The organism is Lachnospira pectinoschiza (assembly GCF_020564355.1).
GTDB lineage: Bacteria > Bacillota > Clostridia > Lachnospirales > Lachnospiraceae > Lachnospira > Lachnospira intestinalis.
On record NZ_JAJCRR010000003.1, the window covers coordinates 512701 to 529500 of the forward strand.

Below are 16800 nucleotides of genomic sequence, written 5' to 3' on the forward strand. Positions count from 1 at the left end.
GTAGCATATATCACTGGTTATGTTACATACAAATGAGGTTGCAGATATTAATGAAAGAATGATTGAGTAGAATAAATTATTAGTATTTTATTAGGAAGGTGGAATATATATGAAACAAGATACTTTAGAGGGCAAAGCAAAAACAAAAAATGGGGTAAAACGGCTGTGTTTTTCCATAATCTGCATTCTTCTGGAAGTGATTTTTATTATTACTATCGTAACACGCTTGAATGAATATGCAGAAATCATAAATTTATTTACAAGGATTTTGAGTGGAATCTTGGTTTTGGGATTGTACGCATCAAATAAGACATCCTCTATGAAAATGCCTTGGGTCATCTTAATTCTAATTTTCCCAATTATGGGTGTAGGCCTGTATTTGTTGATTGGTTTGAATGGTGGCACACATAAAATGCGTGAGCGATATGCAGAAATTGATAGCAAATTGTTACCAATGCTTCCGGACAGTCAGGAGTGTTTGAGCAGAATAAAAGAAACAATTCCGAAAGCAGGAAATATAGCAAGTTACATACAAAGAAATTCGCAGTATCCAATCTATCAGAATACGGATATTGTGTATTTTGATGAAGCAGTGAAAGGATTAGAGGCACAGCTTAAGGATTTGGAGAAAGCACAGAAGTTTATCTTTATGGAATATCATGCGATAGAAGACGCTGAAGCATGGCATAAGATTCAAGATGTTCTGGAAGAGCGTGTAAAAGCAGGTGTGGAAGTTAGAGTATTCTACGATGATATGGGTTCTATAGGCTTTATTAACACAGATTTTGTGAAAAAGATGGAGGCAATAGGAATTCATTGCCGTGTATTCAATCCGTTTATGCCAGGTTTAAATCTGTTTTTGAACAATCGTGATCATAGAAAAATAACAGTTATTGATGGAAAAGTCGGATTTACAGGTGGATATAATCTAGCAAACGAATATTTTAATTACACACACCCGTATGGACAGTGGAAAGATACAGGTATTCGTTTAGAAGGAGATGCTGTTCAGTCGCTTACGGTGACATTTTTGGAAATGTGGAATGCAGTAAGTGATAAGGATGCTAATGATTCTGATTTTAGTAAATACCTTTTCCACTATGATTATGCGGCACAGCAAACTGGGTTTGTTCAACCTTATGCAGACAGTCCTATGGATAATGAGCAAGTAGGAGAAGAAGTTTATATCAGTATGATAAATAAAGCTGAAAAATATTGTTGGTTTATGACTCCATATCTAATCATAACAGATGAAATGACGCATGCGTTATGTCTGGCTGCTAAGCGAGGGGTAGACGTAAGAATTATCACACCTGGTATCCCTGATAAAAAATTCATTTATAATATAACTCGTTCTTTTTATCATGGATTAGTTAAACATGGTGTTCGTGTTTATGAGTGGACTCCTGGTTTCTGTCATGCAAAAATGAGTGTGGCAGATGACTGTATGGCAACTTGTGGAACAATTAATCTGGATTATAGAAGTTTATATCACCATTTTGAAAACGGCTGTTTTATGGCAGATTGTCAGGCAGTTGTGGAAATAAAAAATGATCTGATAAGAACGATGGGAGAATGTCGTGATGTGACAGACCAATATCAAACCGGACGAAGTGCATATTTGCGACTGGGACAATTATTTATGAGATTATTTGCTGGATTGCTATAAGAATCTGATGAAACGACCTTTCAAAAAACAGTTGATTTAGAAGTTGACTGTTTTTGAAAGGCCGTTTTTGCTATATCTAACAGTCTGTTGTACAAAGAAGATTTTGCATGGATGAAAAAACAAACCTAGTTGAGGTTAAATTGAGTTTTCCATTGTATTGTATTGCTAATGAATAAGAATAAGAAAAAGAACAGACAATGCTGAATGCTCTGGAAACAAGAATATCTGAGTATAGTATGTAAGTTCGTAACAGAATGAAAGGAGCGATTCAAATGAGCAATTTGGAAAATTATATGAAACAGCAAGCAATTTTTTGTGAACAAAATGATAGCATTAGTAAGAATCTGTATTCAGAGTATGGTGTAAAAAGAGGCTTACGAGATGAAAAAGGCCAAGGTGTGTTGACGGGGCTTACAAATATTTCTGATATAAAAGCTTTTGAATATCGTGATGGAGTAAAGAGTCCATGTGATGGCGAGTTATCTTATCGTGGTTATAATATAAAAGATTTAGTAACAGGAAGTAAAGGAAAAAGGTTTGTCTTTGAAGAAGGAGCATATCTTCTTTTATTCGGAGAATTGCCAACTGATACACAGTTAATGGAATTTCAGGGAAGACTATCTGATTGTATGGAACTACCGACTAACTTTACCAGAGATGTCATTATGAAAGCACCTACATCAGATATTATGGGTTCTATGACTCGAAGTATTCTTACATTGGGCTCTTACGATAAGGAGAAAGAAAGTCTTGAAATTCCGAATGTGCTAAGGCAGAGTATGCAGTTGATCGCAGCATTTCCTATGTTAGCAGTATATGCATACCATGCTTATTGTCATTATGAAAAAAACGAAAGTATGTATATTCATAGACCTGAAAAAGATTTATCTATTGCTGAAAATTTCCTGCGCCTATTAAGACCAGATACAAAATTCACAGAACTGGAAGCAAGAGTACTGGATATAGCATTATTGTTACATATGGAACATGGTGGTGGTAACAATTCTACATTCACTACACGGGTAGTAACATCTTCAGGTTCAGATACTTATTCTGTTATTTCAGCAGCAATGTCATCCTTAAAAGGAAAAAAACATGGCGGTGCAAATCTGATGGTAATGAATATGATGGATGATATTAAAAGTCATGTGAAAGATTATGAAGACGAAGAGGAAATTGCATCATATCTGAGTAAGATTTTGAAGAAAGAGGCGTTTGATCAGAAAGGACTTATTTATGGAATGGGACATGCTGTATATTCTATTTCAGATCCGAGAGAAAGGGTGTTCAAAGGCTTTGTAGAACAACTCGCAAGGGATAAAGGACGTGAGAAAGATATGACCCTTTATAACAATATTGAGAAGATTGCACCTAAGTTGATTGCAAAGCAGCGTCAGATATTCAAAGGAGTAAGTCCTAATATAGATTTCTATAGTGGTTTTGTGTATGACATGTTGAATATTCCAAGAGAATTGTACACGCCATTATTTGCGATAGCAAGAATTGCAGGTTGGAGTGCACATCGCCTGGAAGAATTGATAACTACAGATAAGATCATTCGCCCGGCATATAAGAGTCTAGTCAGCAAAAAAGAATATATAGAAAGAGAGGAACGATAATATGGGAGCAGGAACCAGTGCAGAGGAGTTTTTTTTAAAGAGCATCAATGTTGAAAGTATATTTGAATTTGTTGAAAGAACAGATTATTTGTTTCTTTATAGTATAAAGGAATGTGTTGAAAAATCAGACTGTCATGAAGGAGTATATCTTTCAGAAGTGGCAGAATACATGAAATTATCGATTCCAGAAACATCTAAGATGGTAAAAAGTCTTGAAAATAAAGGATATATTATCTGGAAATTAGATGAAAAAAAAGAAAGAACGTACCTTGTTTTGACGAACAAGGCAATTGAATTAAGTAATTGTCAGAAAGAAAAAATGATAGAAGCTTATGAAAAAATCATATCGAATATACAAGAAGATGACCTGGCAGTTACACGGTGTACATTGAGAAAAATCCGACAGCTTATGGAAGAAATAAAATAGTGATTAATACAACGGAGTAAGAAAAGCTCCTTCATATATTAGAATAAAAATATGACTGTTTCTTTAAAAAGAAGCCTGTCATATTTTTTATGAAAAATAAATTTTGTTGAGGTTAAATTGAGATTGACTTTGTATTGTATCAGTATGAAATAAAAAGGAATCAGGTGATGTACAATGAAAAAGCATAAAATATGTAAAATCCTTCTTGTTATACTGGCAATTTTTTTATGTGTGGCTTTTTATGAATTGCTCGGAATCTGCGTTGCATATAAAAAGCAGCCGGAAGTGTCCAATACAACCAAAAAAGAAACAAAAAATGGGTCATGGAACGAATGCAGTGAAAATACAGAACGGGCAGTAATCATAGAAAAGAATCCAGAAGCGCTTTTACAAAGAGTGCGTTTGATCAAGAATGCAAAAAAGGAAATTATTCTTTCTACTTTTGCATTTCAATCCGATGAAAGTGGAAAATTGATTTTAGGAGCACTGCATGATGCGGCAGACAGAGGTGTACATATTCGTCTGTTAGTAGATGGAATGGAGAGCTGGATTGATATGGAAGGAAATCCGTATTTCTATGGATTATCTTCTCATGAGAATGTTGAAATTAAACTATATAATAAGGCCAATCCGTTGAAACCATGGAAGATGATGGGTAGAATGCATGATAAATATTTGATTGCAGATGGAAAGAGATATATTCTTGGGGGAAGAAATACATACAATTATTTCCTGGGTGATTTTCCGGGACATAAGAACTATGACAGAGACGTGTTAGTGGTTTGCGATGAACCTGAGAAAGAAAATTCAGTTAACCAGTTGTCAGAGTATTTTGAAACGATATGGGAACAAGAAGACAGTGGTTATTTTCATGACAATAAAAAACTGGCAAATAGAAAATCTGTAAAGAACGCAGTTTTAGAGTTGCAGAACGGCTATCAGAAATATTTTGAAGAGAATAAGGAAAGAATCTGCGATACCGATTACACGGACGAAACTTTTGAGACAGAAAAGATTGCATTAGTGTCAAATCCTATTCACACAGGTTCCAAAGAACCAGTAGTGTGGTATCAGTTGGGAGAATTGATGAAAAATGCAAAAAATCGTGTGAAAATTCATACACCATATATTATCTGTAATGATATGATGTATAATACATGGGAGGAGATTGCAGAGAACGTTTCAGATTTTTCTATCATGACAAATTCAGTTGCGAATAATGGGAATCCATTTGGGGCTGCCGATTATGCGAAAAACAGAAATAGAATCTTAAGTACAGGAATTAATATCTGGGAATATGAAGGCGGTTATTCATACCACGGAAAAAGTATTCTGATTGACGATGATCTGTCTGTAATCGGTTCCTTTAATATGGACATGAGAAGTGCATATCTGGATACGGAACTGATGCTTGTAATTCGCAGTAAAGATATTAATAAACAGTTGGAAGAGGGCATGATGGAATATGAAAGAGTGTCCCGACAGGTATTGGAAGATGGAACCTATCGTGATCCGTATCATGTAGAGCCAATTGAATTGACAAAGAAGCGTCAGAGAAACATACTTTTGGTACAGCATCTGCTTGGATGGGCAAGATATCTGTTCTGATAAAGGAGGAAGAAGATCGTGTTTCAAATATTAATTGTAGAAGATGATAAAGAATTAAGCCAGCTATTCCAAAAAGTGCTTGAGAAGAATGGATATCAAGTCAAAAGTGCATCGGATGGAGCACAGGCATTAGAAGTATTGGATAAGGAATATATTGATCTGATCATTTCTGATATTATGATGCCGGTTATGGATGGCTATGAACTGGTGTCAGAACTTCGTTCAGCAGGATATCAGATACCAGTGCTTATGATCACTGCGAAAGGTTCCTTTGATGATATGCGCCAGGGATTTCTTTCAGGAAGTGACGATTATATGGTAAAACCGGTAAATGTGAATGAAATGGTTTTAAGAGTCGGAGCACTGCTTCGCCGTGCACAGATACTGAATGAACACAAAATTGTGATCGGTTCAACAGAGTTTGATTATGATGCAATGACGGTTACAACTGATAAGGAAAGTCTTGTTTTGCCTAAAAAAGAATTCCTGCTTTTATATAAGCTTGCAGCTTCGCCAGGCAGAACATTTACAAAACAACAGTTGATGGATGAAGTATGGGGATACGAGACGGAGGCAGACCCACATACGATAGAGGTACATATAGGAAGAATCAGAGAGCGTTTTAAAGATAACCCTGATTTTGAAATCGTAACAATGCGTGGAATTGGATACAAGGTGGTGAAAAAATAATGGAACAAAAGAAAGAAAAAGGATTGCGGATCCGATCCTGTCTGACTGGTGCAATCTGGCTGGCACTTGTATTTTCAACAGTCATATCTGCTTTATTATTTGCTTTTATGAATCATTTTTTTAATCTGCCGGGCAGCATACCTGTGCTTGGCTGGCTTTTGATTTTCAATACATTGATTGCAGGGCTGATCACTTCCTTTATTAATGCAAAGTTACTAGAACCAATTACCAGACTTAGTAAAGCAATGAAGGAAGTTTCTCGGGGAGATTTTGAACAGCATTTGGAAACGAACAGCCGTATAGCAGAAGTTGGAGAATCTTATCAAAGTTTTAACGTTATGACAAAAGAGCTTCGTGCAACAGAGGTGCTGCAGATGGATTTTGTATCTAATGTTTCTCATGAGTTTAAGACCCCGATTAATGCCATTGAAGGGTATACAATGCTTCTTCAGGGAGAAGAACTGTCTCAGGAGCAAGAGGAATATGTAGAAAAAATCCTGTTTAATACCCAAAGGCTTTCCGGATTGGTTGGAAATATTTTGCTGTTATCCAAGTTAGAGAATCAGAACATACCAATGAAAAAAACAGAATATCGTTTGGATGAACAGATCCGTCAGGCATTTCTTTCCCTGGAGACAAAATGGACAGAAAAAGAAATTGGTTTTCAGGTAGAATTGGAGGAAGTTAAATATACTGGGAATGAAGGACTTTTTATGCATATCTGGATAAATCTTTTGGATAATGCGATTAAGTTCAGCCCTTCAAAGGGGACAATTACGATGTTTCTGAAACAAGAACAGGATTCTGTTAAGTTCATTCTGGAAGATGAAGGACCAGGAATAGAGGATGATGTAAAATCCAGAATATTTGACAAGTTCTATCAGGTAGATGGATCTCATAAAGCGGAAGGAAATGGGCTAGGTCTTGCACTTGTAAAACGGATTGTAGATAGTGCCGGAGGAACAATCAAAGCAGAAAACCGTGAATATGGTGGATGCAGATTTGTTGTAGAGCTTCCAATACAGAAAGATGAGGCCATATAAGTTTAAGAAAAACAGATAGAGGAGGAATTACATGACATTTTATCAGGAATTGCAGTTAAATCAGGCAGGTTCTAAAAATCTGTTGAAAAAGAGTGAAACAGTGAAAGAAAAATCATATCATATACTGGTATATTTGGTAAAGATAGCTGTTACAATGGCATTTTGTTTTTTATTTGTTACTATTTTCAGTATCTTATTTGGAAATGAGAATAGTATTGTGGGTGTAGTAGTTTTATTATGCCTTATGGTATTTCGGAATGCGGATCTGGGGATCCACACCGGACAATCTACAATGCTTTTGGCTTTGTTCTTTGTAATTATGACTGTATGTCCGCATTTAGCAAATCAGTTTTCACCGGTATTGGGAATGCTGTTAAATATTGCGGCACTGGCTGTGTTGATTCTGTTCGGATGCCATAATCCATTCATGTTTAATCAATCTACATTGGTTCTTGGGTATCTACTGCTATATGGTTATGATGTTACGGGAAAAAGCTATCAGATGCGATTAGTCGGAATGGCTTTAGGTGCAGCACTTACCTGCTTCGTATTTTATCGAAATCATAAAAACAGAACTTATAAAAGAAATCTGAAAGATCTGATACAAGAATTTGATATCACTTCTTCCAGAACAAAATGGCAGATATGTCAGATTTTATGCGTACCGATTGTCCTTTGCATTGCAGAACTTTGTAATATGCCACGTGCAATGTGGGCTGGTATTGCGGCCATGTCCGCGATTTTGCCGTTTATGGAAGATATGCACTACAGAGTCCGTAAAAGGATTGTCGGAAATATTGCAGGTGTTATATGTTTTACAGTATTATATTTTCTGCTTCCTTCGTCAATCTATGCATATATAGGAATTCTTGGTGGAATCGGTGTAGGATTTTCAGCACAATATGGCTGGCAGGCAGTATTTAACACATTTGGTGCTTTAGCCATTGCTGCAGAGACTTATGGACTACAAGGAGCGGTTAGTCTTAGAGTGATTCAAAATGTTTTTGGTGTTGTGTTTGCTTTAGCATTTTGTGTTATATTTTATTGGTTTATGTCTAAAAAAAAGGAAAGTGAAGTGACCGTACATGCAGAGTGAAGTGAATCAGGAAGAAAATTTGAATAGAATTATTACGGTTCCTAATCTTCTTTCTTTTTTTCGGCTTTGTCTGATTCCGGTAATTATATGGAGTTATTGTGTAAAGAAAAATCCTCTGTTAGCTGGTGAAATCTTATTGCTGTCTGGTCTTACGGATCTTGCTGATGGATATATCGCAAGAAGATTCCATAGGATTAGTAATTTAGGAAAAATACTTGATCCGGTGGCTGATAAGTTGACACAGGCAGCGATGTTAATCTGTCTGTTTACTCGTTTTCCGCATATGCTTGTTTTAATCGTAATAATGGCAGGTAAGGAGCTGTATATGGTAGTCAGTGGATGTCTTGTGATACGAAAGACAGGAAAAGTACATGGTGCAGACTGGCATGGAAAGATAGTAACCTTTTTATTATATGGAACTGCAGCGGTGCATATTATATGGTTCCAAATTACACCGATGGTATCAGATCTGTTGATTGGTTTGTGCGCTATAATGATGGTCATATCGGTCGCTCTGTATATTATCCAGAATACCAGGACTCTTAAGGGAGAGACTGTATAAGCAATTTTATATTGCAATGACTAGAAAAATATTTAGGAGAAGATAGATATAAACAGTAAGTCAAACACACAAACTATGGAGTCTTTATTCGGTTTAATAAAATTTTAGATAGAAAATAAATCATTCAATGTCATTTAGATAAGGTTTTTTATGACAAAAAGACAGATTGCTTATCTGCCTTATAATGCAGTATAATGGTAACGAGATTTATGCAACCTGATACATGAAATCCCTATTTCTCTTTGGACGGAGGTGGATAGGATATTTTCGATTGTACTTGACAGGTGTCAGATACTTTTGTATGAGAAGCATGGACTCTGTTTCGTTACCATCGTGTTTGAGATATGCTCTGCATATGTTTACTGCATTTGAAACGGATTTACTCTGCATCTGGAGCATAAACTGAATATACTCGCGGAAAGAAAGTTTGCGGTTCCTGGTAAAATCACTTTCCGGATTACGGCAGAACATGGAGTGAATTTCATCGAGTTCTGTGATGCAGTTGTCGAGTGTGGATTTTAAATTAGATAAGAAAAAATCAGCCATAATGAGTCTCCTTGAAATATGTTTATAATCAAGGCTTGCGCAACATATATTGGCTTACTTGTCAACTGTTTTTTGTAATATTTTTAAAGTTTTTAGGCATAAAAACAGTGGCTTTCTATGACAGAAAACCACTAAAATGATGCTTAACTGAATGGCATTGCTTTATCACCACTTTGAAAATGGTTGTTTTATGGCGGATAGTCAGACAGTTTTGGATATAAGAGATGATCTGGGAACAACCATGAATGAATGCAGGGAAGTGACCGAAAAGTACCGCACAGGACGGAGTGCATATTTACGGCTCGGACAGTTGTTTATGAGATTGTTTGCAGGACTATTATAGCAGAAAGAAGAGGTGTTCGATATGTGTACAGCAGCAACTTACAAAACAAAAGATTTTTATATGGGCAGAACGCTTGATTATGAATTTTCCTATGGGGAACAGATCACGATAACACCAAGAAATTACGAATTTGATTTCCGGTTTGCCGGGAAGATAAAAAGCCATTATGCTTTGATCGGAATGGCATTTGTTGCAGAAGGTTATCCGCTTTATTATGATGCTGTTAATGAAAAAGGCCTTGGAATGGCAGGTCTTAATTTTGTCGGCAATGCGGCATATGAAGAGGCTTTGCCGGAAGATGAAACAGAAGTCAGCCAGGTGGCACAGTTCGAGTTCATCCCATGGATCCTTACACAGTGTGCTACTGTAGCAGAGGCGAGAGAGAAGCTGGCAGCAATGAGACTGACAGGTACAGCATTCAGTGAACAGCTGCCGACAGCACAGCTTCACTGGATCATTGCAGACAAAGACTCCTGTATCGTTGTTGAGTCTATGAAAGATGGGCTGCATGTATATGATAATCCGGTAGGAGTGCTTACCAATAATCCACCATTCCCGAGTCAGATGTTTGCACTGAATAATTATGCCGGAGTATCCAGAAAACAGCCGGAGAGTACTTTTGCAGGAGTATTACAGCTTGATGCATATAGCAGAGGAATGGGTGGAATGGGAATACCTGGAGATCTTTCCAGCCAGTCAAGATTTGTGAAAGTTGCCTTTACAAAATTAAATTCGATCTCCGGTGAAGAAGAGGATGAGAGTGTAAGCCAGTTCTTCCATATCTTAGGATCCGTAGATCAGCAGCGTGGATGCTGTGAGGTGACAGAAGGCAAATATGAGATCACGATATACACGTCCTGTTGTAATACAGCAAAAGGTATTTATTATTATACGACTTATGATAATCGTCAGATCACAGCGGTTGACATGCATGCGGAAAATCTGGATTCAGATCAGCTGATCTGTTATCCGCTTCTGTCCAAGGGCGAAGTCAGATGGCAGAATAAATAATACGAAAATGCACGGAGAAAGCATAACGCAGAACAACAGGAGGAAAGACCATGAAAGAAGTTAAAACACCGAAAAAACCACTGGCATATTATGTTGTGGTCAAGCTTTTTTGTAACACTTGTGACTAAAAAATAGCGCTTATCAATTTATGCTGCCGTCCTTGCTTCATATGGGGTTCGATAACCATTATAACTGTGTGGACGAACATGATTATAATCAACGTATGCAAATTCTTCTACCTTTTGAAACTATTCGAATGATACGATGTCTTGGAGTTCTTGCTATGGGTGCTCTGATACTAGTACAACATTTTTTTGGGAATCACTCATTTGATGGAGAAACCTTTTTACCCAAGGAATCCTTTTATAATGGTGAGGCTGCGTATTTGTTAAATCAGTCATCTGCTACATGGGGACAGAATTTATCTTCGGAAAATTCGCTCCCAAATCCCTGTGCATCTGACAAGTATAAGGTTTATAAGGGGTGTACCGGATATACCAATGATGCAAGCGAGGCACATCACAATATCAAGAATGGCTTCTGTACCAATGCCGGATGTGATTATTATGAAAAACCACATTACAATGAAACAGATGGAGTCTACGAGATCAGTAATGCCGGACAACTATATGCCTACGCAGATAATGCACAGACAGTTTATACAAAGGGTGCAAGGCTTACAGCAGATATCGTAGTAAATGAAGGAACATTGATTCAGGAGGATGGTACTCCTGTTGCGAAGACGGATGACATTAGGATGTGGGACGAGGTGTTCAGAACATCTGGATATCCATACAATAACCAAAAGCTTGTATTTGATGGTAACAATCATTCTATCAGCGGACTGTATGCGAACGGAAGCGGACCGCAGGGTTTTGCGTTATATAATTATGGAATGATAAAGAATCTGCAGATTAAGAATTCGGTATTCATATCAACGGATGGCAACGCAGGAGGCATTGTTGCAGGTTTTCCTATTGGACCGGCTGACTATAAGGAGTGTTTGTTGGCGTTTTTACGGTTTGTTTTGGAATTTTGTCGACCGCGAGGGTCAAAAAAAGAGAGGTGTTTTTGTTGCGCAGCAAGGTGCTTTTTGCAAACAGCCTTTGCTATTTCAACACCTGTGTCTTTCCTATGTATTTTCCCATCGTTTCACCTTGTCGTTAAGGAACGGCAGGGCGCCGTACCTATGGCAGAGCGTTATTTTGCATTTCTTCGAATTCTTTTTCCGGAAGATACATCGGGGTCACCTCCTGTATGGATTTATTTGTTCGCGAGAAACAAAAAACGGCCGCACTATGCTTTGTGGCATAGTACGACCGCTTGCGGATGCAGACAGAAAAACTGTCTTGTTATGACGGCTGTGTGCCTTATGTTTTGAAAGTGTACACGGTTGTTAGGGACATCTCCTTGTTTTCATAACTACCTCGCTGTATGGGGGATTCTTTGATTTTATTCTATCCGATGCAAGAGCAACTGTGAAGAGCGCATAAGTTTGATATACACAGTATACATTGCATTCGGTAAAAAATTTGTCGGGTTAGGTAGAATGGAGCAAATTTTGTCTGTTTCAGGCGCCGAATGCTTACACATGGCGGGATTAGACCAAAAAAGCACAGCGAATGAATATCCGCTGTGCTTAAAAAGGATAGTTTATTTCTGCCGAGAACCTTGTTTAGATGACAAGGCTTCTCCTTATCGGGATTGCTTGTTGTGATTTCATATTTGACTGTTATTACGGCATTGTCAGCCGGCAATTACACCTTCTCGAATTTCTTAATCGGCACAGCGATTTGAGTAATATAATCGGCACTGTTATCGCCTCGGTTGGGTGGTCCCTCTAAATAAACGGAGCGCAACCGTCCTGCGGGTTTAATGCCGTTTTTGCTCACATGTTCCATCAGCACCCGCATGGCTTCGGCAGTTCCTTCATACGGTCCGCCATGGACATTTTTCCGGTTCTGGCGGCGGCAATGTAGGTGTCCCGCAGTTTAATAGCTGCCTCGGCAACATCTTTACACCGATATTCCCGACAAAAGCACACCTGACGCGGCAGAACGGTTTTATGCACTGTGAAATCGCCTTGCTTTGCCGAACGCACCTGAAGCATCTGAATATTTCTGTCCAGCATTTTCCGCAGCTCATAAAGCTTATCTAAAAGCTTATCCATATTTTCGGTGTCGTAGTAATATTCCGCTACCTCCTTTAAGGAAAGACCGAGCGCCTGTAGCGAACGGATAGAGCGGATCTGCGTCATGTTGTCTGCCGAATAATAGCGAAAGCCGTTGGTTTCGTCCTTTACTGCCGGTGTCAGAAGTCCCATATTTTCGTATACAAGCAGTGCCTTGCGGGTGACTCCGAGTATTTTTGTAACTTCTCCGATTTGAAATAGGCTGTTATCGTGTTTTTTCATCATTATTTCACCAAATTTCTGTAAAAGTTATTGACTCGTCCCCTAAGGTACGATTTACAATATAATATATCGTAAAAGAAAGAATAATGCAAGTTCAATGCAAAAAGGAGAATACCGCTATGAAGAAAAGATTATTAAGTGTATTTCTATGCTTGTGCATGGTGTTTAGTTTAGTTCCGGCCACGGTGTGGGCGGAAACAACAAACGGGCACACCCACTACCTTTGCGGGGGCAGCACCTGTAACGGCAGCGGTCACGAAAACGAAACCTACAAGACCACATTTGAAAAGGAGATTAAGCAGGAGGGCAACACGCTGAAAATAGGCGGTGAATCCTGGGCACCGACAAAAGGCAGTAACGATACATTCTACATACTTCCTACTGGCACTTACTACCTCGGCAGTGACATTAGCCCGGAGTATACCATTAAGATTGAGAACAATGTCACCCTCTGTCTCAACGGGCACAAAATCACGGCCGCAGACGGAATGGATGCCATCTATATGACCGGCGGCAGCTTCACCCTCACCGACTGCAAGGGCGTCGGCACGATCACCCATGCAAGCAGCAAGACCGGCAGAGGCGTGTATGTGAGTTCCGGCACCTTCAATATGTACGGCGGCTCTATTACTGGCAACAAAGCCCAAGACGCCCAAGGCAGAGGCGGCGGCGTGTATGTGTACAGCGGCAGCGGCACCTTCAATATGTCCGGCGGCAGCATCACCGGCAACCGTGCCACCGGCGATGGCGGCGGCGTGTATAAGAGCGGCAGCAATTCATCATTCAATATGTACGGCGGCAGCATTACCGGCAACACCGCCAACAGCTATGGCGGCGGCGTGTATGTGGACGGCGGCGGATTCACCATGTCCGGCGGCACCATCGGCGGCACGAAAACGGGTGAGACCAACACGGCCACCTATGGCGGCGGCGGCGTATATGCGAAGGCCAACTTCGAGATGACCGGCGGCAGCATCACCGGCAACAATGCATACAAATCTGATTACATATCAACCTTCGGCGGCGGCGTGTGTGTGGGCAGCGGTATCTTCACCGTCAGCGGCGAGGTGACCGTCACCGACAATACCAAGGGCGGCACAAAGGGCGCAGACGGCAAGTTCACCGGCGACACGAAGAACAATGTCTATCTTCCCACCGGCAAGACCATCACCATTGGCACCGACAAATTGTCCGAGGGTGCGCAGCTCGGCGTGACTGTGAGCGGAGACTATGGCGATTACCCGTTCACCTCCGGCTGGAATGCCAATATGAGTGACAAAACCCCATCCGACTACTTCATCTCCGATACCGACGGATATGTGGCCAAGTTGAACGGCAGTGAACTGAAAATGGTTACCCATGTGCATAACTGGACTTACACCGCAAGCGGTGATACCATTACCGCAACCTGCAAAAATTGTTCGAATAATAACGGTAACGATTTCAGCGGCGGCAGCGTGACCATTCAGAAACCCGAAAAAACAAAATTTAACGATGGAAAAGATGAAAATGCGAAAGTAGAAAGTGTAGGCTGGTTCGGCAAAGCCCCATCCGTCGCGTATGCGGTCAAGGACGGCAATGCACTGTCGGCTGCCCCTGTGAATGCGGGCACATACACGGCCGGCATTACCCTTGGCAATGTCACTGTCAGTGTGACCTATATCATTGATAAGGCTACGCAGACGGCTCCTACCGGTCTGACAACCAAAGGGGATATTAAGAACAGCGGCACCGGCGAGATTAAGAACACCGCCGAGGACATGGAGTATAACATTTCTGCCAATGCCACCACCGGCTGGATCACTTGCGACAATGGTAGCACCAGGGTCGCCCCCGGTACCTACTATGTGCGCTACAAGGAAACCGACAACTACTTAGCAAGCGCCGTTTCTGCCGCGCTGACAGTCAAGGCGCACACACATTCCGGCGGCAATGCGACTTGCCAGAAAAAAGCGGTTTGTGATGGATGCGGGCAGGAATACGGTGAGCTTGGCAACCATAAGTTTACCGAAACGGTTAGCAAAATGTATCTTAAATCGGCTGCGACCTGCCAAAGCCCCGCAGTATATTACAAAAGCTGCCTTGTTTGTGATGAAAAATCCTCCGAGACATTTGAATACGGTGAGAAGGATTTTTCAAATCATATCGGCAATACATATTTAGTGGGACAAAAGGAAGCCACCTGCTACGCAGAAGGCTATACCGGCGATACTTATTGCTCTACCTGCAATCATGAGATAGAAAGAGGAACATCTATTGCGAAAAACGCTCATAACCCTGCGTCGGTTTGGACAACGGATGAAACCGATCACTGGAAAGAGTGTCAGACTGTCGGCTGCGGCAATATCATTGATAAAGCACATCATTCCGGTGGAGAGGCCACCTGTGTGAACAAGGCTATCTGCGAGGTATGCAAGATTGAGTACGGTGATGTAGACGCAACCAACCACAAGAACACCGAAATTCGCGGCGCAACCGATCCCACCTGCTGTGAAGCCGGCTATACCGGCGACAAATGGTGCACCGACTGTAACACTAAAATCGAATCAGGCAGTGAAATTTCCTCAACCGGCAATCATACCGATGTTGACGGCAAGTGGGAATCCGACGGCACAAATCATTGGCATACCTGTTATTTCGGCACAAAGTTTGATATTACGGCACACAACGGCGGTGAGGCAACCTGCAAATCCCCGGCCGAATGCTCTGAATGCGGACATTCTTACGGACCGCTTGACGCAAACAATCATAAGGGCACAACATATCTAAAGAACCAAAAGGAAGCCACCTGCTTTGAGGAGGGCTATACCGGCGATACTTATTGCAGCGATTGTAATGAGAAAATCGCAGACGGACAGTCCATTGCGAAGAATGCTCATAATCCCGCATCTGTCTGGACTACCAATGAACACGATCATTGGAAGGAGTGTCAGACTGTCGGCTGCGGAAATGTTATAGACAAAGCGGCACACAGCGGTGGTGAGGCTACTTGTGTAAGTAAGGCAGTTTGTGAGGTTTGCAAGGCGCAGTACGGTGATGTAGACGCAACCAACCACAAGCACACCGAAATTCGGGATGCAAAGCCCGCTACCGAGCAGGAAAAGGGCTACACCGGTGACACATGGTGCATCGATTGTAATAAGAAAATTGCAACCGGTTCGGAAATTGCCATGCTTGAGCATAAACTTACGTTAGTAGAGGCAAAGGATGCTACCGTAACGGAGCAAGGCAATATAAAGTATTATTATTGCGAAAACTGCGGTAAATATTTTGCGGATGTAGCCGGCACAAAAGAGATTTCTCTCAGCGAAACCGTTATTAAAAAGCTTCCTCCTGAGATTATAGAAGGCAATAATGCTACCGTAAACAACGGAGAGAAGAAATCCTTGACATTCCGTTCCAATGCGGCATTTGCCGATTTCATTCGTGTAGAGCTTGACGGCAAAACTCTTGATGAAAAGGATTATACAAAGGCAGAAGGCAGCATTATAGTTACCTTGAATAACAATTTTGTTTCTACACTTTCCGTCGGTGAGCATACGCTCGGAATCGTTTCGGAAAGCGGAACGGCAACTGCAAAGTTCACGGTGAAAGCGTCCGAGATTCCGAACGAATCTCCCAAAACAGGAGATGACAACATGGTTGCCGTCTGGAGCTTTGCGGCGGTGCTCTCACTTGCTGTTCTCGGTTTCACTACCGTAGTATCAAAGAAAAAGCGAGCAAAATAAAAAGAATTGCGGCGGCAACGTAACTATACGCTGCCGCTGCAATTT

At 40.6% G+C, this 16800-nt stretch carries 14 protein-coding genes; 12 read left to right on the plus strand and 2 right to left on the minus strand.

Annotated features, from left to right (window positions below; translation table 11 throughout):
- The first annotated feature begins 109 nt into the window (after positions 1–109).
- The 8 genes from cls (at position 110) to LI288_RS08655 (ending at position 8714) form a co-directional block, all read left to right on the plus strand.
- Entirely contained in the window at positions 110–1669 is a 1560-nt protein-coding gene (gene cls, locus LI288_RS08620; RefSeq protein ID WP_014080824.1) for a cardiolipin synthase, read from the plus strand.
- Between the two features lie 254 nt (positions 1670–1923).
- On the plus strand, positions 1924–3288 hold the full coding sequence (locus LI288_RS08625; protein WP_172679323.1) for a citrate/2-methylcitrate synthase: 1365 nt from the start codon (positions 1924–1926) through the stop codon (positions 3286–3288).
- 1 nt (position 3289) lies between these two features.
- Positions 3290–3715, plus strand: coding sequence for a MarR family winged helix-turn-helix transcriptional regulator (locus LI288_RS08630; RefSeq protein ID WP_006858455.1), 426 nt, complete (start codon positions 3290–3292; stop codon positions 3713–3715).
- 174 nt (positions 3716–3889) lie between these two features.
- Positions 3890–5323 (plus strand): phospholipase D family protein, encoded by a 1434-nt coding sequence (locus LI288_RS08635; protein ID WP_227090101.1) that lies wholly within the window; start codon positions 3890–3892, stop codon positions 5321–5323.
- An 18-nt stretch (positions 5324–5341) separates the two neighbouring features.
- Entirely contained in the window at positions 5342–6013 is a 672-nt protein-coding gene (locus tag LI288_RS08640; protein ID WP_003698938.1) for a response regulator transcription factor, read from the plus strand.
- Positions 6013–7056 carry a HAMP domain-containing sensor histidine kinase gene (locus tag LI288_RS08645; protein WP_227090102.1) on the plus strand — a complete coding sequence of 348 codons (1044 nt, stop codon included), beginning with the start codon at positions 6013–6015 and terminating at the stop codon, positions 7054–7056. The genes LI288_RS08640 and LI288_RS08645 overlap by 1 nt, the downstream gene beginning before the upstream one ends.
- A 31-nt stretch (positions 7057–7087) precedes the next feature.
- Entirely contained in the window at positions 7088–8152 is a 1065-nt protein-coding gene (locus tag LI288_RS08650; protein WP_118237443.1) for an FUSC family protein, read from the plus strand.
- Positions 8142–8714: a CDP-alcohol phosphatidyltransferase family protein gene (locus LI288_RS08655; RefSeq protein WP_227090103.1), complete on the plus strand. Its 573-nt coding sequence runs from the start codon at positions 8142–8144 to the stop codon at positions 8712–8714. The genes LI288_RS08650 and LI288_RS08655 overlap by 11 nt, the downstream gene beginning before the upstream one ends.
- A gap of 207 nt (positions 8715–8921) precedes the next feature.
- On the opposite strand, the gene LI288_RS08660 is transcribed toward LI288_RS08655, so the two are convergent.
- Positions 8922–9260 (minus strand): hypothetical protein, encoded by a 339-nt coding sequence (locus tag LI288_RS08660; RefSeq protein ID WP_227090104.1) that lies wholly within the window; start codon positions 9258–9260, stop codon positions 8922–8924.
- Positions 9261–9411: 151 nt separating this feature from the next.
- On the opposite strand from LI288_RS08660, the gene LI288_RS08665 reads away from it, so the two are divergent.
- The 3 genes from LI288_RS08665 (at position 9412) to LI288_RS08675 (ending at position 11995) form a co-directional block, all read left to right on the plus strand.
- Positions 9412–9603, plus strand: a complete 192-nt coding sequence (locus LI288_RS08665; protein WP_320055232.1) for a hypothetical protein — start codon at positions 9412–9414, stop codon at positions 9601–9603.
- 21 nt (positions 9604–9624) lie between these two features.
- Entirely contained in the window at positions 9625–10614 is a 990-nt protein-coding gene (bsh, locus tag LI288_RS08670; protein WP_227090105.1) for a choloylglycine hydrolase, read from the plus strand.
- A gap of 283 nt (positions 10615–10897) precedes the next feature.
- Positions 10898–11995, plus strand: a complete 1098-nt coding sequence (locus tag LI288_RS08675) for a hypothetical protein (RefSeq protein ID WP_227090106.1) — start codon at positions 10898–10900, stop codon at positions 11993–11995.
- A 519-nt stretch (positions 11996–12514) separates the two neighbouring features.
- On the opposite strand, the gene LI288_RS08680 is transcribed toward LI288_RS08675, so the two are convergent.
- A complete protein-coding gene (locus LI288_RS08680; protein ID WP_227090107.1) occupies positions 12515–13030 on the minus strand; it encodes a MerR family transcriptional regulator in 516 nt (171 codons plus the stop codon).
- Between the two features lie 116 nt (positions 13031–13146).
- Here LI288_RS08680 and LI288_RS08685 point away from each other — a divergent pair, with 116 nt between their 5' ends.
- The gene (locus LI288_RS08685) at positions 13147–16755 is read left to right on the plus strand and encodes a hypothetical protein (protein ID WP_227090108.1); all 3609 of its coding nucleotides are present in this window, start codon (positions 13147–13149) and stop codon (positions 16753–16755) included.
- Positions 16756–16800 lie beyond the last annotated feature (45 nt).

Excerpts from the sequence above, each read along its gene's own strand:
- cls (WP_014080824.1), top strand. The coding sequence starts at position 110 with ATGAAACAAGATACTTTAGAGGGCAAAGCAAAAACAAAAAATGGGGTA.
- LI288_RS08625 (WP_172679323.1), top strand. The coding sequence starts at position 1,924 with ATGAAAGGAGCGATTCAAATGAGCAATTTGGAAAATTATATGAAACAG.
- LI288_RS08630 (WP_006858455.1), top strand. The coding sequence starts at position 3,290 with ATGGGAGCAGGAACCAGTGCAGAGGAGTTTTTTTTAAAGAGCATCAAT.
- LI288_RS08635 (WP_227090101.1), top strand. The coding sequence starts at position 3,890 with ATGAAAAAGCATAAAATATGTAAAATCCTTCTTGTTATACTGGCAATT.
- LI288_RS08645 (WP_227090102.1), top strand. The coding sequence starts at position 6,013 with ATGGAACAAAAGAAAGAAAAAGGATTGCGGATCCGATCCTGTCTGACT.
- LI288_RS08650 (WP_118237443.1), top strand. The coding sequence starts at position 7,088 with ATGACATTTTATCAGGAATTGCAGTTAAATCAGGCAGGTTCTAAAAAT.
- LI288_RS08655 (WP_227090103.1), top strand. The coding sequence starts at position 8,142 with ATGCAGAGTGAAGTGAATCAGGAAGAAAATTTGAATAGAATTATTACG.
- LI288_RS08660 (WP_227090104.1), bottom strand. The coding sequence starts at position 9,260 with ATGGCTGATTTTTTCTTATCTAATTTAAAATCCACACTCGACAACTGC.
- LI288_RS08665 (WP_320055232.1), top strand. The coding sequence starts at position 9,412 with ATGGCATTGCTTTATCACCACTTTGAAAATGGTTGTTTTATGGCGGAT.
- bsh (WP_227090105.1), top strand. The coding sequence starts at position 9,625 with ATGTGTACAGCAGCAACTTACAAAACAAAAGATTTTTATATGGGCAGA.
- LI288_RS08675 (WP_227090106.1), top strand. The coding sequence starts at position 10,898 with ATGGGTGCTCTGATACTAGTACAACATTTTTTTGGGAATCACTCATTT.
- LI288_RS08680 (WP_227090107.1), bottom strand. The coding sequence starts at position 13,030 with ATGATGAAAAAACACGATAACAGCCTATTTCAAATCGGAGAAGTTACA.
- LI288_RS08685 (WP_227090108.1), top strand. The coding sequence starts at position 13,147 with ATGAAGAAAAGATTATTAAGTGTATTTCTATGCTTGTGCATGGTGTTT.